This is a genomic window from Enterobacter huaxiensis, from assembly GCF_003594935.2.
In the GTDB taxonomy this organism is placed as follows: Bacteria; Pseudomonadota; Gammaproteobacteria; order Enterobacterales; family Enterobacteriaceae; genus Enterobacter; species Enterobacter huaxiensis.
In genome coordinates, this window is record NZ_CP043342.1 from 4040709 (window position 1) to 4065396 (window position 24688).

Genomic DNA, 24688 nt, shown 5'->3' on the forward strand with positions numbered 1-24688 from the left:
GGCTGCCATCCAGTACCATAGCGCCCTTTCCATTCCCGGACCCATTTTTCGACGACCGTCTTTTTTGACGGGGGTCGAACTATTGCCTGCAATTAAAGATTAGAGCCGAACAACTATGCCTTTTACACTTGGTCAACGCTGGATCAGCGATACAGAAAGCGAACTTGGATTGGGAACCGTCGTAGCAATCGATACGCGTATGGTGACCCTCCTCTTCCCTGCCACCGGTGAAAACCGTCTGTACGCTCGCAATGACTCCCCAGTTACCCGCGTGATGTTCAATCCGGGCGACACCGTGACCAGCCATGACGGCTGGCAGCTCAAGATTGAAGACGTAAAAGAAGAGAATGGACTGCTCGCCTATATTGGGACTCGTCTGGATACGGATGAAGCCAATGTTATCCTGCGCGAAGTGCTGCTCGACAGCAAACTGGTCTTCAGCAAGCCGCAGGATCGCCTGTTTGCCGGGCAAATCGACCGCATGGACCGCTTCTCCCTGCGCTATCGCGCGCGTAAGTTCCAGAGTGAACAGTACCGCATGCCGTGGAGCGGCCTGCGCGGTCAGCGTACCAGCCTGATCCCGCACCAGCTGAATATTGCGCATGACGTTGGCCGCCGCCACGCGCCTCGCGTGCTGCTGGCTGATGAAGTGGGGCTGGGGAAAACCATCGAAGCGGGTATGATCCTGCACCAGCAGCTGCTCTCCGGCGCGGCCGAGCGCGTGCTGATCGTGGTTCCGGAAACCCTGCAGCACCAGTGGCTGGTCGAAATGCTGCGCCGTTTCAACCTGCGCTTCTCGCTGTTTGACGACGAGCGCTATGCCGAAGCCCAGCACGACGCTGACAACCCGTTTGAAACCGAACAGCTGGTGATCTGCTCCCTGGACTTCGTGCGCCGCAGCAAGCAGCGCCTGGAGCACCTGTGCGACGCCGAATGGGACATCATGGTGGTTGACGAAGCGCACCACCTGGTCTGGAGCGAAGATGCGCCAAGCCGCGAATACATGGCAATCGAACAGCTGGCCGAGCGCGTGCCCGGCGTCCTGCTGCTGACCGCAACGCCGGAGCAGCTGGGCCTGGAAAGCCATTTCGCCCGTCTGCGCCTGCTCGATCCAAACCGTTTCCACGACTTTGAGCAGTTTGTCGAAGAGCAGCAAAACTACCGCCCGGTTGCCGATGCCGTTGCGCTGCTGCTGGCGGGCAACCGTCTCTCTAACGACGAGCTGAACACCCTGAGCGATTTGATTGGCGAGCAGGATATCGAGCCGTTACTGCAGGCCGCTAACAGCAACAGCGACGATGCGGAATCGGCGCGCAAAGAGCTGATCGACATGCTGATGGACCGCCACGGCACCAGCCGCGTGCTGTTCCGTAACACCCGTAACGGGGTGAAAGGCTTCCCGAAACGCGAGCTGCACACCATCAAGCTGCCGCTGCCAACCCAGTACCAGACGGCGATTAAAGTCTCCGGCATCATGGGTGCACGTAAGAGCGCGGAAGAACGCGCGCGCGATATGCTCTACCCGGAACAGATTTATCAGGAATTTGAAGGCGATACCGGCACCTGGTGGAACTTCGACCCGCGCGTAGAGTGGCTGATGGGCTACCTGACCGCGCACCGTTCCCAGAAAGTGCTGGTGATCTGCGCCAAAGCCGCCACCGCGCTGCAGCTGGAGCAGGTCCTGCGCGAACGTGAAGGTATTCGCGCTGCCGTGTTCCACGAAGGGATGTCCATCGTCGAGCGCGACCGTGCGGCGGCCTGGTTTGGTGAAGAGGACAGCGGCGCACAGGTTCTGCTGTGTTCTGAAATCGGTTCTGAAGGCCGTAACTTCCAGTTCGCCAGCAACCTGGTGATGTTCGATCTGCCGTTTAACCCGGATCTACTGGAGCAGCGTATCGGCCGTCTGGACCGTATCGGTCAGGCGCATGATATTCAGATCCACGTCCCGTATCTGGAAAAAACCGCCCAGTCCGTGCTGGTGCGCTGGTTCCATGAGGGTCTGGACGCGTTTGAGCACACCTGCCCGACCGGCCGCACCATTTACGATCAAGTTCATAGCGACCTGATCGGTTACCTGGCGGCACCGGAAACGACCGAAGGTTTTGACGACCTCATCGCCTCCTGCCGCGAGAAGCACGACGCGCTGAAAGCGCAGCTGGAACAGGGCCGCGACCGCCTGCTGGAGATCCATTCCAACGGCGGCGAAAAAGCGCAGGCGCTGGCAGAGAGCATCGAAGAGCAGGACGACGACACCAGCCTGATCAGCTTCTCTATGAACCTGTTCGATATCGTCGGCATTAACCAGGACGATCGCGGGGAGAACATGATCGTGTTAACCCCGTCCGATCACATGCTGGTTCCGGACTTCCCGGGCCTGCCGGAAGACGGCTGCACCATCACCTTCGAACGTGATGTGGCCCTGTCCCGCGAAGATGCCCAGTTCATTACCTGGGAGCACCCGCTGATCCGTAACGGACTGGACCTGATCCTCTCGGGCGATACCGGCAGCAGCACCATTTCACTGCTGAAGAACAAGGCGCTGCCGGTCGGTACGCTGCTGGTGGAGCTGATCTACGTTGTGGAAGCGCAGGCGCCGAAACAGCTGCAGCTCACCCGCTTCCTGCCGCCAACGCCTGTGCGTCTGCTGCTGGATAAAAACGGCACTAACCTGGCGGGTCAGGTCGAGTTTGAGAGCTTTAACCGTCAGCTTAGCGCGGTTAACCGCCACACCGGCAGCAAACTTGTCAATGCGGTCCAACAGGACGTGCACGCGATTCTGCAGCTGGGTGAAACGCAGGTCGAAAAAGCGGCCCGCGCGCTGATTGACGCGGCGCGTAACGAAGCCGACGATAAACTCTCTGCCGAGCTTTCGCGTCTGGAAGCGTTAAAAGCGGTGAACCCAAACATCCGCGACGATGAACTGGCTGCGATTGAGAGCAATCGTCAGCAGGTGCTGGAGAGCCTGGATCAGGCAAGCTGGCGTCTGGACGCGCTGCGTCTTATCGTTGTGACGCATCAGTAAGCGGAGCGCAAAATGGTTATGGAGCCCTACCATCCACCGATGGATCCCTGGCTGGTCATTCTGTATCAGGATGAGCACATTATGGTGGTCAACAAGCCGAGCGGCCTGTTGTCCGTGCCGGGCCGTCTGGATGAGCACAAAGACAGCGTGATGACGCGCATTCAGCGTGATTATCCGCAGGCTGAGTCTGTCCATCGTCTCGACATGGCCACCAGCGGCGTGATTGTAGTGGCTCTGAATAAAGAGGCGGAACGCGAGCTGAAACGCCAGTTCCGCGAGCGCGAGCCGAAAAAACAGTACGTGGCGCGCGTCTGGGGCCATCCGGCGACGGCGGAAGGTCTGGTGGATCTACCGCTGATTTGCGACTGGCCGAACCGTCCGAAGCAGAAGGTCTGCTACGAAACCGGCAAGGCGGCGCAAACCGAGTATGAGGTGCTGGAGTACGCGCCGGATAATACCGCGCGCGTACTGCTCAAACCGATTACCGGGCGCTCGCACCAGCTGCGCGTGCATATGCTTGCCCTGGGCCACCCGATCCTGGGCGACCGGTTCTACGCCCCGCCCGAAGCGCTGGCGCGAGCGCCGCGCCTGCTGCTGCATGCTCAGATGCTCACCATTACCCATCCGGTTTTCGGTAATGCGATGACCTTTAAAGCCCCGGTAGACTTCTAAAAAAAGGGCCCGACATCGTCGGGCCCTTTTTTATTTGAAACCTTTTTGCTCTTTTATGAGCTCGTAGGCTTTCTGAATTTCCTGCGCTTTCTGCTTTGCCATCTCCATCATCTCTGGCGGTAAACCTTTCGCCACCAGCTTATCCGGGTGATGCTCGCTCATCTGCTTACGGTAGGCGCGCTTGATGGTTGTCGCATCGTCCGTCGGCTTCACGCCCAGCACGTTACAGGCATCTTCAAGCGTAGGACCACGCTGCGCCTGCTGCCAGCCGCCGCCCGAGGACTGCTGTTGCTGATAACCGCCGCCAAACTGCGCCCCGCCCTGCATCATGCGCAGGAACTGGTCGAACTGCATGCGGGAAATGCCCAGCTCTTCAGCAATGACGTACAACACGTCGCGCTCGTTGGGATGCAAAGAACCGTCGGCGAACGCCGCCTGGATTTGAATCTCCAGAAACATCCGAATTAAATCAAAACGTCCGAAGCAGATGCTGCGGAATTGACGCATTTTTTCGCGCAGCGGATAGTTATCAGCTTTACCGATTCGAAACGCATTTTGCGCCGCCACGCGGGAATCACCGTGGAGATTCATGCGATCCATAAAGACGCTGGCAATCTGGATATCGGCTTCCGTTACACGCCCTTTTGATTTGGTTAAGTGCCCCATTACCTCAAAGGTCGTCGAGAAAAAGAGTGACTGACGCTCGCGCTGGTTTGCAAACCAGGCCATTTTGCGGCTGCGCGCCTTATCGAACATATGGCCAATAATAAGCCCGAGTACGATCCCCCAGAACCCGCCACCCATGATGATGGCGAACGCAACGCCGATTATTTTACCCCAATACTGCATATACTCCCCGGATAGTCATGTTCCTGGTTCGACGCAACGCCATAATCACTGTGTTCAAGCCACGGTCAATTGAAGGACATCGCCTATAATTTGCTTTATCATACTCGTCATTCGATAGCGAGCCTAACACTCTGGCACGCAAACGGGCAGGATTAACGCTGGCACTGCGATGATGAGTAAGATAGTCTCTGAGCGTTTGTAAGCCGTAGCCACTGATGACGGAACAATAAAATATAACGTATGAAAAAACGTATCCCCACCCTCCTGGCCACCATGATTGGTGCCGCCCTGTACAGCCAACAGGGGCTGGCCGCCGATCTCGCCTCGCAATGTATGCTTGGCGTTCCAAGTTTCGATCGTCCGCTGGTGAAGGGCGATACGAATGACTTGCCGGTAACCATCACTGCCGACAGCGCGAAAGGTAATTATCCTGACAATGCGACCTTTACGGGCAATGTCGATATTAACCAGGGCAACAGCCGTCTGCGGGCAGATGAAGTGCAATTGCATCAGAAGCAACCGGAAGGCGCGGCAGCACCAGTCCGTACGGTAGATGCGCTGGGTAATGTGCACTATGACGACAACCAGGTCATCCTGAAAGGTCCGAAAGCCTGGTCAAATCTGAATACCAAAGATACCAACGTCTGGGAAGGTGACTACCAGATGGTGGGCCGTCAGGGCCGCGGTGACGCAGACCTGATGAAACAGCGCGGCGAAAATCGCTATACGATTCTGGAAAACGGAACCTTTACCTCCTGCCTGCCAGGCTCCAACACCTGGAGCGTAGTGGGTAGCGAAGTTATTCATGACCGTGAAGAGCAGGTTGCTGAAATCTGGAACGCCCGCTTTAAGCTGGGCCCGGTCCCCGTTTTCTATAGCCCTTATCTGCAGCTTCCCGTGGGCGACAAACGTCGTTCAGGCTTCCTGATCCCGAATGCCAAATACAGCACCTCGAACTACTTTGAGTTCTACCTGCCGTATTACTGGAACATTGCGCCAAACATGGATGCGACGATTACGCCGCACTATATCCATAAGCGCGGCAACGTCATGTGGGAAAACGAGTTCCGTTACCTGACCCAGGCGGGTACAGGCCTGATGGAGCTGGACTATTTGCCGTCGGATAAGGTATTCCAGGACGAACATCCAACCGAAGGTGATAAACACCGCTGGATGTATTACTGGCAACATGCCGGGGTGATGGATCAGGTCTGGCGCTTCAACGTAGACTACACCAAGGTCAGCGATCCGTACTATTTCAACGACTTTGACTCCAAGTACGGTTCCAGTACCGATGGGTACGCTACGCAGAAATTCAGCGTCGGCTACGCTATTCAGAACTTTAACGCCACGGTATCGACTAAACAGTTCCAGGTCTTTAGCACCCAGAACACCAGCACGTACGGTGCGGAACCGCAGCTGGACGTTAACTGGTACCAAAACGATGTGGGTCCGTTCGACACCCGCGTTTACGCCCAGGCGGTGCATTTCGTCAATACCAACTCTGACATGCCAGAGGCAACGCGTGTGCACCTGGAGCCGACGATCAATCTTCCCGTATCCAATGATTGGGCAAGTCTGAATACCGAAGCCAAGGTTATGGCCACGCATTATCAGCAGAAAAACGTGGACTGGTACAACAACCGCTACAATACCGATCTTGAAGAGTCTGTAAACCGCGTTCTCCCTCAGTTCAAGATGGACGGCAAGCTGATCTTCGAGCGCGATATGGGCCTCCTGGCCGATGGTTACACCCAGACGCTCGAACCTCGTATGCAGTACCTGTACGTGCCTTATCGCGACCAGAGCAAAATTCAGAACTACGACTCCTCTTTCCTGCAGTCTGACTATAGCGGCCTCTTCCGCGACCGTACCTACGGTGGTCTTGACCGTATCGCGTCAGCGAACCAGTTAACGACCGGTGTGACATCTCGTGTTTATGATGATGCTGCAGTTGAACGTTTTAACGTTTCTGTTGGTCAAATCTACTATTTCACCGAGTCTCGTACCGGTGATGACGACATTAACTGGGAGAAAGACAACAAAACGGGTTCACTGGTATGGGCGGGTGATACCTACTGGCGCATGACCGATCGTTGGGGTCTGCGTGGCGGCCTGCAGTACGACACGCGTTTAAATAACATCGCGACCAGCAGTTCAGCCATCGAATATCGTCGTGATGAAGATCGTATGGTGCAGTTGACGTATCGTTATGCCAGCCCGGAATATATCCAGGCGACGCTGCCAAACTATGCGAAAGCAGACCAATACAAGGACGGGATTTCGCAGGTGGGTGGAGCAGCGAGCTGGCCTATCGCCGATCGCTGGTCAATTGTAGGCGCGTACTACTTTGACACCAACACCAGTAAACCTGCTGACCAGATGGTAGGTCTGCAATACAACTCCTGCTGTTACGCGCTGCGCGTCGGTTACGAACGCAAGCTTAACGGCTGGGATACACAAAACAGTCAAAGCAAATACGATAACGTGATCGGTTTCAACGTCGAGTTGCGCGGCCTGAGTTCTAACTACGGCCTGGGCACGCAGCAGATGCTGCGCTCGAACATTCTGCCGTACCGTAGTTCCTTGTAATGTGCTTGATTTACAACGTAATCCGCTTTGCGGTTAATTGAAATGGAAAAAGTATGAAGAACTGGAAAACGCTGCTGCTCGGTGTCGCCATGGTTGCAAATACCAGCTTCGCGGCTCCCCAGGTTGTCGATAAAGTCGCAGCCGTGGTGAACAACGGCGTCGTGCTTGAAAGTGACGTTGACGGTTTGATGAAATCCGTAAAGCTCAACTCGGGCGAATCAGGTCAGCAGCTTCCGGATGACGCAACGTTGCGCCATCAGATCCTGGAACGCCTGATTATGGACCAGATCGTTCTGCAGATGGGTCAGAAAATGGGTGTGAAGGTCACTGACGAGCAGCTCGACCAGGCGATTGCGAACATCGCGAAGCAGAACAATATCTCCATGGATCAGATGCGCAGCCGCCTGGCCTACGATGGTATTAGCTACGCGACCTACCGTAATCAGATCCGCAAAGAGATGCTGATTTCAGAAGTGCGTAACAACGAAGTACGTCGTCGCGTCACCATTCTGCCTCAGGAAGTGGACGCGCTGGCAAAACAGGTCGGGAACCAGAACGATGCAAGCACTGAGCTGAACCTGAGCCATATCCTTATCCCACTGCCAGAAAACCCAACGTCCGATCAGGCTGCGGAAGCGGAAAGCCAGGCGCGCTCTATTGTGGATCAGGCGCGTAACGGCGGCGACTTCGGCAAACTGGCCATTAGCTACTCTGCTGACCAGCAGGCGCTGAAAGGCGGCCAGATGGGCTGGGGACGTATTCAGGAGCTGCCATCCCTCTTCGCTCAGGCGCTGAGCACCGCGAAGAAAGGCGATATTGTCGGTCCAATCCGTTCAGGTGTCGGCTTCCACATTCTGAAGGTGAACGATCTGCGCGGTCAGAGCCAGAACATTTCCGTTACTGAAGTGCACGCTCGCCACATCCTGCTGAAACCGTCACCGATCATGACTGACGATCAGGCCCGCGTGAAGCTTGAGCAAATTGCCGCAGACATTAAGAGCGGTAAAACCACCTTTGATAAAGCGGCAAAAGAGTTTTCTCAGGATCCGGGTTCTGCTAACCAGGGCGGCGATCTGGGCTGGGCTGCGGCCGATATCTACGATCCGGCTTTCCGCGATGCGTTAATGAAGATGAATAAAGGCCAGCTGAGCGCGCCCGTACACTCTTCCTTCGGCTGGCATCTGATTGAACTGATGGATACCCGCAACGTCGATAAAACCGATGCAGCGCAGAAAGACAGAGCCTACCGTATGCTGTTTAACCGTAAGTTCTCTGAAGAAGCGGCCACCTGGATGCAGGAACAACGCGCCAGCGCTTACGTGAAAGTCCTGAGCAACTAATGAAACAGCACCGTGTTGTTATCACGCCCGGCGAACCCGCCGGGATTGGTCCCGACCTTGTCGTCCAGCTCGCCCAACGGAGCTGGCCGGTAGAACTGGTCGTCTGCGCAGATGCAACACTTTTACAAGACCGGGCAAAACTGCTCGGTCTGCCTTTAACGCTGCTCCCCTACGTTGAAGGCCAGGAGCCCGCACCGCAGCAGGCTGGCACTCTCACCCTGCTTTCCGTTCCTCTTCGCACGCCTGTTGTCCCCGGTCAGCTGAGTACCGAAAATGGTCACTACGTTGTCGAGACGCTGGCGCGGGCCTGTGATGGTTGTCTGAACGGTGAATTCGCGGCGCTGATCACCGGCCCTGTGCACAAGGGGGTGATTAACGAAGCCGGGATTCCGTTTACCGGACACACCGAGTTCTTCGAAGAGCGCTCGCACAGCCCGAAAGTGGTGATGATGCTGGCAACGGAAGAGATGCGCGTTGCGCTGGTGACCACCCATCTGCCGATCAAAGCCATTCCTGATGCCATCACTCCTGAGCTCCTGCGCGAGATTATCGGGATTTTGCATCATGACCTGCAAACCAAATTCGGCATCCCACAGCCGCACTTGCTGGTCTGCGGCCTGAACCCTCATGCGGGTGAAGGTGGTCACATGGGTACCGAAGAGATCGACACCATTATTCCCGTGCTCGACGAAATGCGGGCGAAAGGGATGAACCTCAGCGGGCCACTGCCTGCGGACACCCTTTTCCAGCCCAAATACCTGGATAATGCCGATGCCGTGCTCGCGATGTACCACGATCAGGGCCTGCCCGTGCTAAAATACCAGGGCTTTGGCCGTGGCGTGAATATCACCCTCGGTTTACCCTTTATTCGAACGTCCGTTGACCACGGTACTGCGCTGGATCTGGCAGGCCTGGGGAAAGCGGATGTCGGCAGTTTTATTACGGCGCTTAATCTCGCCATCAAAATGATTGTTAATACTCAATGACTAATCGAGTCCATCAGGGCCACTTAGCCCGTAAACGTTTCGGGCAAAACTTCCTCAACGATCAGTTCGTGATCGAAAGCATTGTCTCGGCTATCAATCCACAGAAAGGCCAGGCGATGGTCGAAATCGGCCCGGGTCTTGCCGCGCTGACCGAGCCAGTAGGCGAACGCCTCGACGAACTGACCGTCATCGAACTGGACCGCGACCTGGCCGCACGTCTGCAAACGCACCCGTTCCTCGGGCCGAAGCTGACCATTTATCAGCAGGATGCGATGACCATGAACTTTGGCGAACTGTCAGAGAAAATGGGCCAGCCGCTGCGCGTGTTCGGTAACCTGCCGTATAACATTTCCACACCGCTGATGTTCCACCTGTTTAGCTATACTGATGCCATTGCCGACATGCACTTTATGTTGCAGAAAGAGGTTGTAAACCGTCTGGTTGCAGGGCCGAACAGTAAAGCGTATGGTCGTTTAAGCGTGATGGCACAATATTTCTGCAACGTGATCCCGGTGCTTGAAGTGCCGCCATCCGCATTTACGCCGCCACCGAAAGTGGACTCTGCGGTAGTGCGCCTGGTGCCGCACAAAACGAAGCCATACCCGGTTAAAGAGCTACGCGTGCTGAGCCGCATCACGACAGAAGCTTTCAACCAGCGCCGTAAAACGATCCGCAACAGCCTGAGCAATTCGTTTACCGTTGAGGTGTTAGCCGAGCTGGGGATCGACCCGGCAATGCGTGCGGAGAACATTTCCGTAGAGCAGTATTGCAGGCTGGCTAATTACATCAGCGAAAATGCCCCGCCGAAGGAGAGTTAAGCCATGATTGATTCGCCCCGCGTATGTGTCCATGTACAAAGCATCTATGTCGAATCGCAGTCCTCACCGGACGACGAACGTTTTGTCTTTGCTTACACCGTGACCATCCGCAACCTGGGGCGGACGCCTGTGCAGCTGCGCGGGCGCTATTGGCTTATCACCAACGGCAATGGCCGTGAAATCGAAGTCCAGGGTGAGGGTGTGGTCGGTGAACAACCGCACATCGCCCCTGGCGAAGAGTATCAGTACACCAGCGGCGCGGTGATTGAAACGCCAATGGGTACCATGCAGGGCCATTATGAAATGGTCGACGTCGATGGTAACGGATTCCGCGTTGCCATTCCTGTGTTCCGTCTCGCCGTAACAACATTCATTCACTAATCCAATGTCTACATATCTGATTGGCGACGTTCACGGTTGCTACGATGAACTGATCGCGTTGTTAAAGCAGGTCGACTTTACCCCCGGTGAAGATACGCTCTGGCTCACGGGCGATTTAGTCGCACGCGGCCCCGGCTCGCTGGACGTGCTGCGCTTTGTCAAATCACTGGGCGACAGCGTGCGCCTGGTGCTGGGCAACCACGACCTTCATCTTCTGGCGGTCTATGCCGGAATCAGCCGTAACAAGCCAAAAGACCGCATTACGCCGCTGCTTGAAGCGCCGGATGCCGATGAGCTGCTCAACTGGCTGCGTCGTCAGCCGCTGCTGCAGGTTGATGAAGAGAAAAAGCTGGTGATGGCCCACGCCGGGATCACCCCTCAGTGGGATCTTGAGACGGCAAAAACCTGCGCCCGTGACGCAGAAGCGGTACTGGCGAGCGACTCCTATCCGTTCTTCCTGGATGCGATGTACGGCGATATGCCGAACAACTGGAGCGACGATCTCAGCGGCCTCGCGCGCCTGCGTTTTATCACAAACGCCTTTACGCGTATGCGTTTCTGCTTCCCGAACGGGCAGCTGGATATGTACTGCAAAGAGACGCCTGAAACTGCGCCTGCGCCGCTTAAGCCATGGTTCGCTATACCGGGGCCGGTGACAAACGAGTACAGCGTGGCGTTTGGACACTGGGCGTCACTTGAAGGGAAAGGCACGCCGGAAGGCATTTATGGCCTGGATACGGGATGCTGCTGGGGCGGGGATTTAACCTGCCTGCGCTGGGAAGATAAGACGTACTTTGTGCAGCCATCCAACCGTCAGCTGGACTTAGGAGAAGGTGAGGCTGTCGCCTCCTGAGAAATACCCTCTCCGAAGGGGAGAGGGGTACATCACTTAACGACGTTCCAGAATTTCGAAGCAGTAGCTGTGTGAGTTCTGCGCGTCAGCATCATGGAATTCGCTGAAAACGGATTCCCACTCGTCCGGATCGTAATCCGGGAAATGCGTATCCCCTTCCACTTCCGCATCAATGTGGGTCAGATACAGTTTCTGCGCTTTTGGCAGGAACTGCTCATATACGCGACCGCCGCCAATCACCATGATCTCTTCGGCGTCACCGCAGGCGGCAATCGCTTCATCAACGGACTTCACCCACTGAACGCGATCGTCACTGCCCGGCTGGCTACTGATAACGATATTCTTACGGCCCGGCAATGGACGACCAATCGACTCCCAGGTCAGGCGGCCCATCACTACTGGCTTGTTTAACGTCGTGCGTTTAAACCATGCGAGATCGGCAGGCAAGTTCCACGGCATGGCGTTCTCCATACCGATAACGCGGTCTACCGCCAGCGCTGCAATCAGACTGATCATTGAAAATTTCCCGGATGCAAAAAATTGCCGCCACTATACGGAAAGCTTAATCTTTCGTCGACTGGCGGCACGGTAAAGAAACAGAAATTTTTTAATATTGCTGGCAACTCCTCTTCACGCGGAGGGTTTACTCTCCGGTTCGTCCTCGGGATTGCCCGTATGTTTACCCTCTTCCGTTCCCTGCCAGCCGTGACGCTGAGTCAGGGACAGGTGATTACGATCCTCGTTAATGATTTCCGTCAGCATCGCGCTGGTACGTTTGAAGACCGCCGCGCGCTCAGACGCCGTGCTGCCCGCCATCGCCACCATCTCTTCCACCATATCGGTATTAAAACGGCGGAACAGGTCGGCACGCTCGCGCGCTTCATAGGCGCCCAGCCCCAGGCTTTCCAGCGCCATTCGGCCTGATTTAAGCGCGCCTTCGAAGGTTTCACGCTCGGGCGCCGCCACGCCCGCCTGGCGCAGCTGGATGTAATGATCCACATCGCGCGCGCGGGAAATAATCGTCAGGTTAGGGAAGTGCTCCTTCGCCAGCTCCACCATCTCCATGCTGGCCTTCGGATCGTCGATGGCGTTAATCAACACCTCGGCTTTCGCCGCTCCCGCCGACTCCAGCAGATCGACACGGGTTGCATCGCCGTAGAAGACCTTCATGTCGAATTTGCGCAGGGTATCCACATGGTCAGGATCGTGATCGAGAATAACCATTTTGACACCGCTCGACAGCAGTAAACGACCGGTGATCTGCCCGAAACGTCCGAACCCGGCGATGATTACTCGCGGCTGCTCCTCGTCAATTTCATCCGCTTCGCGCGCCTGCCCGCTGTCCGATTTTTCCAGACGGGTCAGCAGCACCAGCAAAACAGGGGTTGCGGCCATCGACAGCGCCACGGCAAGCGTCAGCGCCTTCGCCCACTCGGGATCCAGTACGTTTGCCATCTGCGCGGCGCCAAAGACCACGAAGGCGAACTCACTCCCCTGCCCCAGCAGCACGGCAAACCAGCGGCGCTGCTTGTTCGGCACGTTTAGCGGGCGGGCAATCAGCCACAGCATAGCCATTTTAATGACCAGGAAGCCGACCAGCAGGATGAGGATCCGCAGCGGGTGGGTCACCAGCGTGCCGAAGTCGATAGACATCCCCACGCCGATGAAAAATAGCCCCAGCAGCAGCCCCTTAAACGGCTCGATATCGCTTTCCAGCGCGTGTCGGTATTCGGAGCTTGCCAGCAGAACGCCTGCCAGGAAAGCGCCCATCGCCATCGACAGCCCGGCCTCTTCCAGCAGCAGACCAAAGCCAAATACCAGGAACAGAGCAACGGCGCTGAACACTTCGCGCAGGCCCGAACGGGCAACGAACCGCAGCAGCGGGCGAGTCACGTATCGACCAAGCAGGATCACCAGCGCCAGCGCGCCGGCCACCTTCAGCGCTGAGAGAGCAAACGCACCCAGCGTGGTGGATGCACCGCTCGCCGCCAGCAGCGGGATCATCGCCACCAGCGGAATGGCGGCAATATCCTGGAACAGCAGCACGGAGAAGGCGCTGCGCCCCATCTGAGAGACCGTCAGGTTACGCTCGTTCATTGCCTGCATGGCAATGGCCGTTGAGGAGAGCGCCAGCGTCATGCCGATAAGCTCGGCGACCTTCCACTCCATCCCCAGCAGGATGCAGAACCCGCCCAGCAGAAGGCCGCAGGCCAGCATCTGCAGCGCACCGCCGCCGAATACGGAGGCGCGCAACGTCCAGAGACGCCGCGGATCCAGCTCCAGACCAATCACAAACAGCATCAGCACCACGCCGATTTCCGCAAAATGCAGGATCGACTCGGCGTCCGTCACCAGGCGGAAGCCCCACGGGCCGATGACGCAGCCAGCAATCAGATAGCCGAGCACCGAGCCAAGCCCAAGGCGAACCGCCACGGGCACAATCAGCGCCGCCGCGCCGAGATAAATCAGCGCCTGTATCAGCGTATGGCTATCCATTGTGCGTCTCCTGCCACTCGAGTAAGCGTTGTTTGTAGTGGCGAGCCTGCGCCTGCAGCGTTTCGTCATCGCAGACAAAGGTACAGTGCATCGCAAAGGGAGGCAGCCAGTTCAGACCACAGTAAAGGGCAGTAGCCTGCAGCGGCTGCGCCAGCACCTCAAAGCCGGGGAAGGAACCGATGGCGAAATGACTCTCACCGCCGCCGGTGGTCACGGCCCACATCAGGCTTTTACCCTGCAGCGCTCTGCCGTTATGCCCGTAGGCCCAGCCGTGGGAGAAAACTTTATCAATCCACAACTTCAGTAAGGGAGGCATGCTGTACCACTGCATGGGGTGTTGCCAGACGATCAGATCGGCACGGGAGAGCGCCTCCTGTTCGGCGGCGACGTCAATATTGAAATCGGGATAGAGTTGATAGAGGGAACGTATCTCTACGTTATCAAGCGTCCTTACCTGATCAAGCATCCGCTTATTCGCATGCGAGTGTTGCGGATAAGGGTGCGCATAAATAATTAGAATCATTGATTAGCCTGTTGTTTTACTGCTTTCTTTTACCAAAAGAGTGTAGTCAGTAATTCAACAGGCTAATAGTGAATATTATTGACGGGCTAACGTCAGAAATCTGAACTAGTTATCCAGTTCGCCCATCGATTTCACCTGGTCACGGTTGATCTGCTCGGTTTGGCCGGTTTCGGCGTTTTTGTACGACACCAGGCCGGTATCGTCATCCACCTGCGGTTTGCCGTCGGTCACAATGGTGCGGCCATCGGTGGTTTTCACCGCCTGGTTAGATGAACAACCGGCAACGGTAAACATGGCAGTGGCAGCCAGAACGGAAGCGATCAGTAGTTTATTTTGCATGGTGTTTTCCCCTGCTCTCAGTTGAATTTTGTTATCGACCTAACCATTTTAGGCTAACTGACTGAAAGCGGATGGAAAACCAGAAGGTTCTGAAGATGGGAAGAATGCCCGGCAACGGTGTGTCGCCGGGCATTTGAACTTACTTGTTAATCTGCGCGTGCATTTCCTGCACCGAAATCACCTTCTCGGTGGCATCCGCGTTCAGCGCCATGGCCGTTGCGAAACCGCCGTTCAGGGTGGTGTCATAGTGCACTTTGTACTGCAGCGCGCTGCGGCGAATCAGCTTAGAGTCTTCAATCGCCTGGCGGCCTTCGGTGGTGTTGATGATGTAGGTGTATTCGCCATTCTTGATACGGTCCTGAATGTGCGGACGGCCTTCATGCACCTTGTTCACCAGACGCGGGTTGATGCCCGCTTCGCCCAGCACAATCGCCGTGCCGTGGGTTGCATCCAGCTCGAAGCCCTGTTTCAGCAGCTTAGCGGCCAGGTCTACCACGCGCTCTTTGTCGCCTTCGCGAACGGAGAGCAGCGCACGGCCTGATTTTCTCATGGTGGAGCTACTGCCCAGCTGCGCCTTCGCGAACGCTTCTGCGAAGGTGCGCCCCACGCCCATCACTTCCCCGGTAGAGCGCATTTCTGGCCCTAACAGCGGGTCAACGCCCGGGAATTTGTTGAACGGCAGCACCACTTCTTTCACCGAGTAGTACGGTGGGATGATCTCTTTGGTCACGCCCTGCTGTGCCAGCGTCTGGCCCGCCATCACGCGCGCCGCCACTTTCGCCAGCGGAACGCCGGTGGCTTTGGAGACGAACGGTACGGTACGAGCCGCGCGCGGGTTCACTTCAATCAGGTAGACTTCGTTGTCTTTCACCGCGAACTGAACGTTCATCAGGCCGCGAACCTGCAGCTCGATGGCCAGCTTCTGCACCTGCTGGCGCATCACGTCCTGGATTTCCTGACTCAGCGTGTAGGCTGGCAGAGAACAGGCTGAGTCGCCGGAGTGTACGCCCGCCTGCTCAATGTGCTCCATGATGCCGCCAATCAGTACCATTTCGCCGTCGCAGATGGCGTCAACGTCCACTTCCACCGCGTCGTCGAGGAAGCGGTCGAGCAGCACTGGCGCATCGTTCGACACGCTCACCGCGGTCTGGAAGTAGCGGCGCAGGTCGGCTTCGTCGTAAACGATTTCCATCGCGCGGCCGCCCAGCACGTACGAAGGACGCACCACCAGCGGGTAGCCAATCTCTTTCGCCTTCTCAACGGCCATCTCAATGGCGGTCACGGTGGCGTTCGCAGGCTGCTTCAGCTTCAGACGGTCAACCGCCTGCTGGAAACGCTCGCGGTCTTCCGCACGGTCAATCGCGTCCGGGCTGGTGCCGATAACCGGCACGCCTGCTGCTTCCAGCGCGCGCGCCAGCTTCAGCGGGGTCTGGCCGCCGTACTGCACGATAACGCCTTTAGGCTTCTCGATACGCACGATTTCCAGCACGTCTTCCAGGGTTACCGGCTCGAAGTAGAGGCGGTCAGAGGTGTCGTAGTCGGTCGATACGGTTTCCGGGTTACAGTTGACCATGATGGTCTCGTAACCGTCTTCGCGCAGCGCCAGGGAGGCGTGCACGCAGCAGTAGTCGAACTCGATGCCCTGGCCGATACGGTTTGGACCGCCGCCCAGCACCATAATCTTGTCGCGGTCGACGGACGGGTTCGCTTCGCACTCGTCTTCATAGGTGGAGTACATGTAGGCGGTGTCGGTTGAAAACTCTGCCGCACAGGTATCCACGCGCTTGTAGACCGGGTGCAGGTCGTACTGGTCGCGCAGCTTGCGGATTTCCGCTTCACGCACGCCCGCCAGCTTGGCCAGACGCGCATCGGCGAAGCCTTTACGCTTCAGCACGCGCAGGAAATCAGCGTCCAGTCCGGTGATGCCCAGCTCAGCCACCTGCTCTTCCAGACGCACCAGCTCTTCAATCTGCACCAGGAACCAGCGGTCGATGTTGGTCAGGTTGAACACGCCGTCGACGGACAGGCCAGCGCGGAAAGCATCGGCGATGTACCAGATACGCTCAGCGCCCGCGTCCTTCAGCTCGCGACGAATTTTCGTCAGCGCTTCCGGGTCGTCCAGGCTCACTTTCGGGTCGAAGCCGGTCGCGCCCACTTCGAGGCCGCGCAGCGCTTTCTGCAGGGATTCCTGCTGCGTGCGGCCAATCGCCATCACTTCACCGACAGATTTCATCTGGGTGGTCAGACGGTCGTTCGCGCCTGCGAATTTCTCGAAGTTGAAGCGAGGAATTTTGGTCACAACGTAGTCGATGGACGGCTCGAAGGACGCAGGGGTGCGGCCGCCGGTGATGTCGTTCATCAGCTCGTCGAGGGTATAACCCACCGCCAGCTTCGCCGCCACTTTCGCAATCGGGAAGCCGGTCGCTTTAGAGGCCAGCGCGGAGGAACGGGACACGCGCGGGTTCATTTCGATAACAATCAGGCGGCCGGTTTTCGGGTTCACGGAGAACTGCACGTTAGAACCGCCGGTTTCCACGCCGATTTCACGCAGTACCGCCATCGAGGCGTTACGCATGATTTGATACTCTTTGTCGGTCAGGGTCTGGGCTGGCGCAACGGTGATGGAGTCGCCGGTGTGGATACCCATCGCATCGAAGTTTTCGATGGAGCAGACGATGATGCAGTTGTCGTTTTTATCACGCACCACCTCCATCTCGTACTCTTTCCAGCCAATCAGCGATTCATCAATCAGCAGCTCTTTGGTTGGGGAGAGATCCAGACCGCGTTCGCAAATTTCTTCGAACTCTTCGCGGTTGTAGGCAATGCCGCCGCCGGTGCCGCCCATGGTGAACGATGGACGGATGATGCACGGATAGCCTACGTCAGCCGCGACGGCCAGCGCTTCTTCCATATTGTGTGCGATACCTGAACGCGCGGTGTCGAGGCCGATTTTCTTCATCGCCACGTCGAAGCGGCGACGATCTTCTGCTTTATCAATCGCGTCGGCGGTCGCGCCAATCATGGTCACGCCGAACTCGGCCAGAACGCCCTGGCGCTCCAGTTCCAGCGCGCAGTTCAGCGCCGTCTGGCCGCCCATGGTCGGCAGAACCGCGTCCGGACGCTCTTTTTCAATGATTTTACGCACCACTTCCCAGTGAATCGGCTCGATGTAGGTTGCATCAGCCATTTCCGGGTCGGTCATGATCGTTGCCGGGTTAGAGTTCACCAGGATAACGCGGTAACCCTCTTCGCGCAGGGCTTTACACGCCTGCGCGCCGGAGTAGTCGAATTCGCAGGCCTGGCCGATAACAATCGGGCCAGCGCCGAGGATCAGGATGCTTTTTATGTCTGTACGTTTTGGCATTGTCTTCTCAGCTCCTGATTATTTAGCGGTCTTACGGTATTGCTCGATAAGTTCGATGAAATGATCGAACAGCGGTGCGGCATCGTGCGGGCCCGGGCTCGCTTCAGGGTGACCCTGGAAGCTGAACGCTGGCTTATCGGTGCGGTGGATGCCCTGCAGGGTGCCGTCGAACAGTGACTTATGGGTAACGCGCAGGTTAGCCGGCATCGAGGCTTCATCGACGGCAAAGCCGTGGTTCTGGGCGGTAATCATCACCGTGTCGTTATCGATGTCTTTCACCGGGTGGTTACCACCGTGGTGGCCGAACTTCATCTTAACGGTGTTCGCCCCGCTCGCCAGCGCCAGCAGCTGGTGGCCGAGGCAGATGCCGAATACCGGGATGTCGGTTTCCAGGAAGGATTTAATGGCGTCGATAGCGTAATCGCACGGCGCCGGGTCGCCCGGGCCGTTAGAGAGGAAGATGCCGTCCGGGTTCATCTTCAGCACGTCTTCAGCGGACGTTTGTGCAGGAACCACCGTCAGGCGGCAGCCGCGGTCAACCAGCATGCGCAGGATGTTGCGCTTGGCGCCAAAATCGTAGGCGACGACGTGGAAAGGCAGCTCGCTCTCGGCTTTCGCTTCCGGCAGGTCGCCTTCCAGCGTCCAGCTCCCCTGCGTCCAGCCGTAGGCTTCGGCCGTCGTCACTTCTTTCGCCAGGTCCATGCCGTTCAGGCCCGGGAAGGCTTTCGCTTTTTCCAGCGCCAGCGCCGCATCCAGATTATCACCCGCGATGATGCAGCCGTTCTGAGCACCCTTCTCGCGCAGCAGGCGCGTTAACTTACGGGTATCGATATCGGCAATCGCCACGATGTTATGGCGCTTAAGGTAAGAAGAGAGGTCTTCAGTGTTGCGGAAGTTGCTGGCAATCAGCGGCAGGTCGCGAATGACCAGGCCTTGCGCATGTACCTGAGAGGATTCTTCGTCAGCAGCGTTGGTGCCGACATTGCCGATATGAGGATAGGTAAGAGTAACGATTTGGCGAGAATAGGAAGGATCAGTGAGGATTTCTTGATAACCGGTCATTGAAGTATTGAAAACGACTTCCCCAACCGCCGAACCCGTTGCCCCTATGGCCCGACCGATAAACTGGGTTCCGTCTTCCAGAACCAATAGCGCTGACTTAATCAAAACACCCTCCAGAGAATATTCACTCACTTTATTTGCATATTAATTCACAACACCGTTATGAGCAACGCAAATTTGTTGCCGGCGGATTTTCGGCAAACGGCGGCATTCTGGGGATTTGGTGGGTGAAAGTCAACTGAAAATGGATATTTTGTTTATTCTTTTACGAGCCTGGCGGCCCATGCCCGGATTAAGTGGCAAAAAGATCAGATAAATCACTTTAGAAACCGCTTGCGTACGCAGTTTAATAGAAACGATCGTCTGGCGAGAATAAAAAGTGGACCAAACGGTCAAAATTTACATTGCAGCAACAAAAAACAGCTTAAAGAACCTCACTTTTAATGCGTTAAGCAAAATAAACACCCATAACAGATAAAATAAAAGGGCAATAAAATATTGCCCTATGCAATCAATTAATTACGACTGCAATAACCACATCACGATGGGTAATAACACTTACAAATCGTTGAGATTTAGGACATCTCGCATATCAAAAAGACCGTTACGCTTCCCTTTCAGCCATAGTGCGGAGCGAACGGCGCCGTTTGCAAACGTCATGCGGCTGGATGCTTTATGCGTGATTTCGACTCTTTCGCCAATATCGGCAAACATAGCGGTATGTTCGCCGACAATATCGCCCGCGCGGACGGTGGCAAACCCAATGGTGCCGGGCACGCGCTCGCCGGTATGGCCTTCGCGAGAGTAGACCGCGATGTCTTTCAACTCTTTATCCATTGCATAAGCAATCGCTTCGCCCATTGCCAGCGCCGTGCCTGATGGGGCATCGACTTTATGGCGATGGTGAGCTTCGACAATTTCAATGTCGGTGTAGTCGCCCATCACCTTCGCCGCCTTCTCCAGCAGCTTCAGCATCACGTTAACCCCTACGCTAAAGTTCGCCGCGAAGACAATTGCAATTTCAGCGGATGCGTCCTGAATGGCTTGTTTACCGGCATCGTCAAAACCGGTGGTACCAATTACCATCCCTTTACCGTGCTGACGGCAAAACGCCAGGTGAGCCAGCGTGCCTTCCGGGCGCGTAAAATCGATAAACACGTCAAAGTCATCTTTTACGGCCTCCAGGCTGCTCTGCACGGTTACGCCCATCTGACCTGCGCCCGCCAGCTCGCCTGCATCGGCTCCCAGGAGTGATGAACCTTCACGCTCCAGCGCCGCGCCAAGCGCCACGCCATCCATCTGTAGTGCCGCCTGAATCAGCTGACGGCCCATACGTCCACCCGCGCCCGCAATGGCGACGCGGATCTGTGCATCATGCATAGTTATTCTCTTACGTTAAAATGATGTAAATCGTTTTCAGATTAACCAGCCTTCGCAGAGGCTGCCACAGAAAACGCCGATAATTAGAATTTAATGATAAACAGGGAGAGATATCAGTGAAAGACATGATCGTTAGCGAAAGCCGCATGATTCCCGCACTACCAGCGCGGGCGGCAGGATGATCCGTTTTGCGGGTTCGTCGTTGCCCCGTATGCGGCTGTACAGTAACTCTCCCGCCTTACGACCAATCTCTTTCGCCGCCACCGATACGGTGGTCAATGCGGGCTGCACCAGAGCCGCTTCGGTAATATCATCGAAACCGACCAGCGCAAAATCACGTCCCGCCTCACGGCCCATCTTGCGTAGGCTTTGCATTACCCCCAGCGCCACAATATCCTGATAGCAAATCGCCGCGCTGATGTGTGGATGCTCAAGGAGTAACGCCTCCGCCACGCGCGCGCCGTCGCTTTGGCTGGCCTGTGAGGTTCTGATCCAGGCTGGATTCGGCGTCACGCCGTACTCCAGCAGCTTGCTGGTAAAGCCCCCAATACGCTGCGCCCGAGAGCCCGAATTCTGGCTCCCTCCGATGAACGCAATGTGCCGATGACCCATTCTGAGCAGATGCTCCGTCGCCAACTGCGTGCCTAAGAAGTTATCCGTTCCGACAAAATCAAAATCCGGATCGTTCAGCGGGCGCACAACCATGATAGCCGGAATATTGCGCCGCTTCAGACCCTCAAAAAAGGCCTGCGGCGTTTCTCGAGCCGCACACAGCACCATACCGCCGACGTTATTACGCATCAGTGAATCAACAAATTTTTGCTGTCGCTCTGCCGATTCCTCGCTATTCGCCAGAAACAGCATCAGCTCGTGGCGCTCCATTTCATGACTTAGCCCCGCCGTCATCTCACCGTAAAAAGGGTTGGTGATATCGTGCAAGAGCAGCCCGACCTGGTTACTGCTGCGGTTACGTAAATTGGCAGCCGTCTGGTTATAGACGTAGCCGGACTCATCCAGCGCCTTAAGTACGCGCTCGCGCGTGCTTTGCGAGATGCGGCCTTTATTGCAGAGCACCATAGAGACCGTCGCCGTCGACACGCCGGCGCGTTTCGCGACATCGGCCAGTGTAATTCCCGTCATGTTGTCTCCTTCATCGTCACTACAGGTTAATCGAATAACCTGTTTTTTGCATTTATCCCTGTGAGGCTCTTCACATTCCCGCTGCCGATCTGGATTCCATTGCTATTTATGGCGGGTTAATCGCGTTAACCACTCTTCTCAAATGCGGTTAATCGAATAACCTTAAATAACGATTACGGAGGATACAATGACAACCTACGATAAATTCCCCACGGTGGCGATACGGGGTTATGACGACAGCGCCTGGCAAGGCTGGGAGGCGATTACCCGCATCCTTGAGGCACAAACCCAACAGCGCAGCCGCACGGTGCTGGTGATAGATTGCTATCCGGGCGTGCGCATGACCGAGCTTGAAGAGAACGTGCTGCCGCGTCTACGCCCGACGCTGGCGATCGATGCCGAACAGGCGCGACGGGATGAGTGTGCCATCCATGAGATGCTGGCGCGCAACCTCACCGACGATCGCGTCTTTGGCGTTCTCTCCTGCCACCAGCTGGGTGAATTTTTCGATTCAGCGCGCCTGGAGGCGTTGCAGGATCGGGTGAACCAGTGTTCCGAGGGGCTGATTGTTATCTACGGAGCCGGTGCGACGCTTGTTCATCCGGGTGATGTGCTGGTATATGCCGATCTGCCGCGCTGGGAGATCCAGCAGCGTATGCGCCGGGGTGAGACAGGAAACTGGGGCGCAGGGAATCAGCAGGAAGATATGCTTCGTCGCTACAAGCGCGCCTTTTTTGTCGAGTGGCGCGTCTTCGATCGCCACAAAACGCCGCTGCTCAGGCGCACCGATTATGTACTGGATACAACCCAGCCGGACCAGCCCGCGATGGTCAGCGGCGAGGCCCTGCGAGCCGGGCTGAAGCAGATAACCACCCAGCCTTTCCGCGTGGCGCCTTTTTTCGATCCCGGCGTCTGGGGCGGCCAGTGGATGAAGCAGCAATTCAATCTCGATCCCTCTGCACCCAATTACGCATGGTGTTTTGACTGTGTGCCCGAGGAGAACAGCCTGTTACTGCGTTTTGGCGCAGTGCGGATCGAGATCCCCTCTCAGGATCTGATTTTACTTGAGCCTCGTGCTCTGCTGGGCGAGAAGGTTCACGCGCGTTTCGGCGCAGAGTTCCCGATCCGCTTTGACTTCCTCGACACCGTGGGTGGCCAGAATCTGAGCTTTCAGGTCCACCCCGTTACGGAGTACATCCAGCAGCAGTTTGGGATGCACTATACCCAGGATGAGAGTTATTACATCCTGGAAGCCGAGCCGGGTGCCGTCGTCTATCTGGGTACAAAAACCGGCACCGACCCTGAGGCCATGATGGACGATCTCAGGCGCGCGGGTCGCGGTGAAAAACCGTTTGATGACGACCGCTTCGTTAATCAGATCCCGGCGAAAAAGCACGACCATTTCCTGATCCCCGCAGGAACAGTGCACTGCTCCGGCGCGGGAACCATGGTGCTGGAGATCAGCGCTACGCCGTATATCTTCACCTTCAAACTGTGGGACTGGGGCCGCCTGGGCCTGGACGGGCTGCCGCGCCCGGTACACCTGGAGCACGGTGAAAAGGTGATCGACTGGCAGCGCGACGCGCAGTGGGTTCATCAGCATCTGGTGAATCAGTTTGAACCTGTCGCGGAGGGAAACGGCTGGCGCGAAGAGCGAACTGGCCTGCACGAGCGTGAATTTATCGAAACCCGCCGCCACTGGTTTAGCGAACCCGTTGTGCACCACACCGGCGGCGGCGTGAACGTGCTGAACCTGGTAGAGGGCGACGAAGCGATTGTCGACAGCCCAACCGGTGCATTTGAGCCGTTTACCGTCCATTACGCCGAAACCTTCATCATTCCGGCCAGCGTGGGGGAATATCGCATTTCACCGTCAGCCGGTGCTTCCGGCCCCCCCCTGGCGACCATCAAAGCCTGGGTAAGGAGCTAACGATGATTCATTTTATTGTCGCCACGCACGGCCCATTAGCCGCCGCGCTGCTGGAGAGCGGCCGGATGGTGTACGGCGACCTCCCCGGCGTACACGCTGTTTGCCTGACCGAACAGGCGGGAATAGAGGGCTTCCGGCAGGATTTCAGCGCCACGCTGGATGCGGCAAGCGTCAACGCCGACGGCGTGCTGGTGCTGTGTGACATGCAAAGCGGCACGCCGTGGAACGTAGCCTGTGAAGCCGCGTTTAACCCGCATACGCAGCCGCCGGTCGCCGTGGTGGCAGGGGCCAACTTTCCGATGCTGCTGCAAACCGACGAGGTGATGATGGCATGCGATGTTCATCAGGCTGCCGGGCAGCTTATCGAACTTACTCTGCCAACGCTGGTACAGGCGAAACCGGCAGAGACTGAACAGACAGACGATTTTTAAGGAGCCGCATATGAGTATTTCTTTTGTACGCATTGACGACCGCGTGATCCACGGGCAGCTCATTACACGTTGGGCCAGGGAGCTGCCCTGCGACGGCATCGTTGCCATTGACGATGCCGTTGCGGCCGATCCGCTGTTATCGTCGGTCATGAAAGGGGCCGTATCAGATACCAAAGTATGGCTGTTCGATACGGCAACCGCGATCGAAAAACTGCCAAAAGTGATTGCCAGCGAGAAGCGCTATTTCGTGATTGGCAAATCACCGCTCACGCTGCAGCGCATTGAGCAGGCGGGCATTAGCCTTAAAAACAGTAACGGGAAAATAAACGTGGGGCCGATGAGCGCTCGGGCTAACGCGATCGCCATCGGCCCGAATCAGTCGGTAACGAAAGACGAAGCGGCGGCGTTCGAGTGGCTGACCAGTCAGGGACACGCCATTGAATTCCGCCTGGTTCCCGATGCCAGTTTTTATACCTGGCAGGATGCCAGACAAAAGCTGAAATAAGGAGC

General features: G+C 56.7%; 20 protein-coding genes. 11 read left to right on the forward strand and 9 right to left on the reverse strand.

The features are described 5' to 3' along the window. Nucleotides 1-115: 115 nt before the first annotated feature. The gene (gene rapA / locus D5067_RS19255) at nucleotides 116-3022 is read left to right on the forward strand and encodes an RNA polymerase-associated protein RapA (protein ID WP_119935564.1); all 2907 of its coding nucleotides are present in this window, start codon (nucleotides 116-118) and stop codon (nucleotides 3020-3022) included. Between the two features lie 12 nt (nucleotides 3023-3034). After that, entirely contained in the window at nucleotides 3035-3694 is a 660-nt protein-coding gene (gene rluA, locus D5067_RS19260; protein ID WP_119935565.1) for a bifunctional tRNA pseudouridine(32) synthase/23S rRNA pseudouridine(746) synthase RluA, read from the forward strand. Between the two features lie 30 nt (nucleotides 3695-3724). On the opposite strand, the gene djlA is transcribed toward rluA, so the two are convergent. After that, nucleotides 3725-4543: a co-chaperone DjlA gene (djlA, locus tag D5067_RS19265; RefSeq protein WP_119935566.1), complete on the reverse strand. Its 819-nt coding sequence runs from the start codon at nucleotides 4541-4543 to the stop codon at nucleotides 3725-3727. A 240-nt stretch (nucleotides 4544-4783) separates the two neighbouring features. Between djlA and lptD the strand changes: the two genes are divergently transcribed. Genes lptD through apaH form a run of 6 tightly spaced genes read left to right on the forward strand, consistent with a single transcriptional unit; the run spans nucleotide 4784 to nucleotide 11513 of the window. Continuing rightward, nucleotides 4784-7135: an LPS assembly protein LptD gene (gene lptD / locus D5067_RS19270; RefSeq protein WP_119935567.1), complete on the forward strand. Its 2352-nt coding sequence runs from the start codon at nucleotides 4784-4786 to the stop codon at nucleotides 7133-7135. A 53-nt stretch (nucleotides 7136-7188) separates the two neighbouring features. Next, nucleotides 7189-8475 (forward strand): peptidylprolyl isomerase SurA, encoded by a 1287-nt coding sequence (gene surA, locus D5067_RS19275; protein ID WP_119935568.1) that lies wholly within the window; start codon nucleotides 7189-7191, stop codon nucleotides 8473-8475. Beyond that, a complete protein-coding gene (gene pdxA, locus D5067_RS19280; RefSeq protein ID WP_119935569.1) occupies nucleotides 8475-9461 on the forward strand; it encodes a 4-hydroxythreonine-4-phosphate dehydrogenase PdxA in 987 nt (328 codons plus the stop codon). The genes surA and pdxA overlap by 1 nt, the downstream gene beginning before the upstream one ends. Further along, nucleotides 9458-10279 carry a 16S rRNA (adenine(1518)-N(6)/adenine(1519)-N(6))-dimethyltransferase RsmA gene (gene rsmA / locus D5067_RS19285; RefSeq protein ID WP_119935570.1) on the forward strand — a complete coding sequence of 274 codons (822 nt, stop codon included), beginning with the start codon at nucleotides 9458-9460 and terminating at the stop codon, nucleotides 10277-10279. Before pdxA ends, rsmA begins: the two co-directional genes overlap by 4 nt. 3 nt (nucleotides 10280-10282) lie before the next feature. After that, nucleotides 10283-10660: a Co2+/Mg2+ efflux facilitator ApaG/CorD gene (apaG, locus tag D5067_RS19290; protein ID WP_119935571.1), complete on the forward strand. Its 378-nt coding sequence runs from the start codon at nucleotides 10283-10285 to the stop codon at nucleotides 10658-10660. A 4-nt stretch (nucleotides 10661-10664) separates the two neighbouring features. Next, entirely contained in the window at nucleotides 10665-11513 is an 849-nt protein-coding gene (gene apaH / locus D5067_RS19295) for a bis(5'-nucleosyl)-tetraphosphatase (symmetrical) ApaH (protein ID WP_119935572.1), read from the forward strand. Nucleotides 11514-11549: 36 nt separating this feature from the next. Here the strand turns inward: apaH and folA are convergent, their stop codons facing one another. The 8 genes from folA to D5067_RS19335 all read right to left on the reverse strand — a co-directional run bounded on the left by folA (nucleotide 11550) and on the right by D5067_RS19335 (nucleotide 21817). Next, entirely contained in the window at nucleotides 11550-12029 is a 480-nt protein-coding gene (gene folA / locus D5067_RS19300; protein ID WP_119935573.1) for a type 3 dihydrofolate reductase, read from the reverse strand. 114 nt (nucleotides 12030-12143) lie between these two features. Beyond that, complete coding sequence (gene kefC / locus D5067_RS19305; RefSeq protein ID WP_119935575.1) at nucleotides 12144-14009, reverse strand: glutathione-regulated potassium-efflux system protein KefC; 1866 nt, start codon at nucleotides 14007-14009, stop codon at nucleotides 12144-12146. Continuing rightward, nucleotides 14002-14532 (reverse strand): glutathione-regulated potassium-efflux system oxidoreductase KefF, encoded by a 531-nt coding sequence (kefF, locus tag D5067_RS19310; RefSeq protein WP_119935576.1) that lies wholly within the window; start codon nucleotides 14530-14532, stop codon nucleotides 14002-14004. The genes kefC and kefF overlap by 8 nt, the downstream gene beginning before the upstream one ends. A gap of 105 nt (nucleotides 14533-14637) precedes the next feature. Continuing rightward, nucleotides 14638-14871 carry a YgdI/YgdR family lipoprotein gene (locus D5067_RS19315; RefSeq protein WP_010427047.1) on the reverse strand — a complete coding sequence of 78 codons (234 nt, stop codon included), beginning with the start codon at nucleotides 14869-14871 and terminating at the stop codon, nucleotides 14638-14640. A gap of 139 nt (nucleotides 14872-15010) precedes the next feature. Beyond that, the gene (gene carB / locus D5067_RS19320; RefSeq protein WP_119935577.1) at nucleotides 15011-18235 is read right to left on the reverse strand and encodes a carbamoyl-phosphate synthase large subunit; all 3225 of its coding nucleotides are present in this window, start codon (nucleotides 18233-18235) and stop codon (nucleotides 15011-15013) included. Nucleotides 18236-18253: 18 nt separating this feature from the next. Next, on the reverse strand, nucleotides 18254-19402 hold the full coding sequence (carA, locus tag D5067_RS19325; RefSeq protein WP_119935578.1) for a glutamine-hydrolyzing carbamoyl-phosphate synthase small subunit: 1149 nt from the start codon (nucleotides 19400-19402) through the stop codon (nucleotides 18254-18256). Nucleotides 19403-19855: 453 nt separating this feature from the next. Next, the gene (dapB, locus tag D5067_RS19330) at nucleotides 19856-20677 is read right to left on the reverse strand and encodes a 4-hydroxy-tetrahydrodipicolinate reductase (protein ID WP_119935579.1); all 822 of its coding nucleotides are present in this window, start codon (nucleotides 20675-20677) and stop codon (nucleotides 19856-19858) included. Nucleotides 20678-20809: 132 nt separating this feature from the next. Continuing rightward, nucleotides 20810-21817: a LacI family DNA-binding transcriptional regulator gene (locus D5067_RS19335; RefSeq protein ID WP_119935580.1), complete on the reverse strand. Its 1008-nt coding sequence runs from the start codon at nucleotides 21815-21817 to the stop codon at nucleotides 20810-20812. 187 nt (nucleotides 21818-22004) lie between these two features. Here D5067_RS19335 and D5067_RS19340 point away from each other — a divergent pair, with 187 nt between their 5' ends. From D5067_RS19340 to D5067_RS19350, 3 genes are read left to right on the forward strand one after another with little or no spacing between them, the layout of a single operon-like run. Next, the gene (locus tag D5067_RS19340; RefSeq protein ID WP_119935581.1) at nucleotides 22005-23747 is read left to right on the forward strand and encodes a class I mannose-6-phosphate isomerase; all 1743 of its coding nucleotides are present in this window, start codon (nucleotides 22005-22007) and stop codon (nucleotides 23745-23747) included. A gap of 2 nt (nucleotides 23748-23749) precedes the next feature. After that, the gene (locus D5067_RS19345; RefSeq protein ID WP_119935582.1) at nucleotides 23750-24178 is read left to right on the forward strand and encodes a PTS sugar transporter subunit IIA; all 429 of its coding nucleotides are present in this window, start codon (nucleotides 23750-23752) and stop codon (nucleotides 24176-24178) included. A gap of 10 nt (nucleotides 24179-24188) precedes the next feature. Next, nucleotides 24189-24683 carry a PTS sugar transporter subunit IIB gene (locus tag D5067_RS19350; RefSeq protein ID WP_119935583.1) on the forward strand — a complete coding sequence of 165 codons (495 nt, stop codon included), beginning with the start codon at nucleotides 24189-24191 and terminating at the stop codon, nucleotides 24681-24683. The last annotated feature ends 5 nt before the right edge of the window (nucleotides 24684-24688 follow it).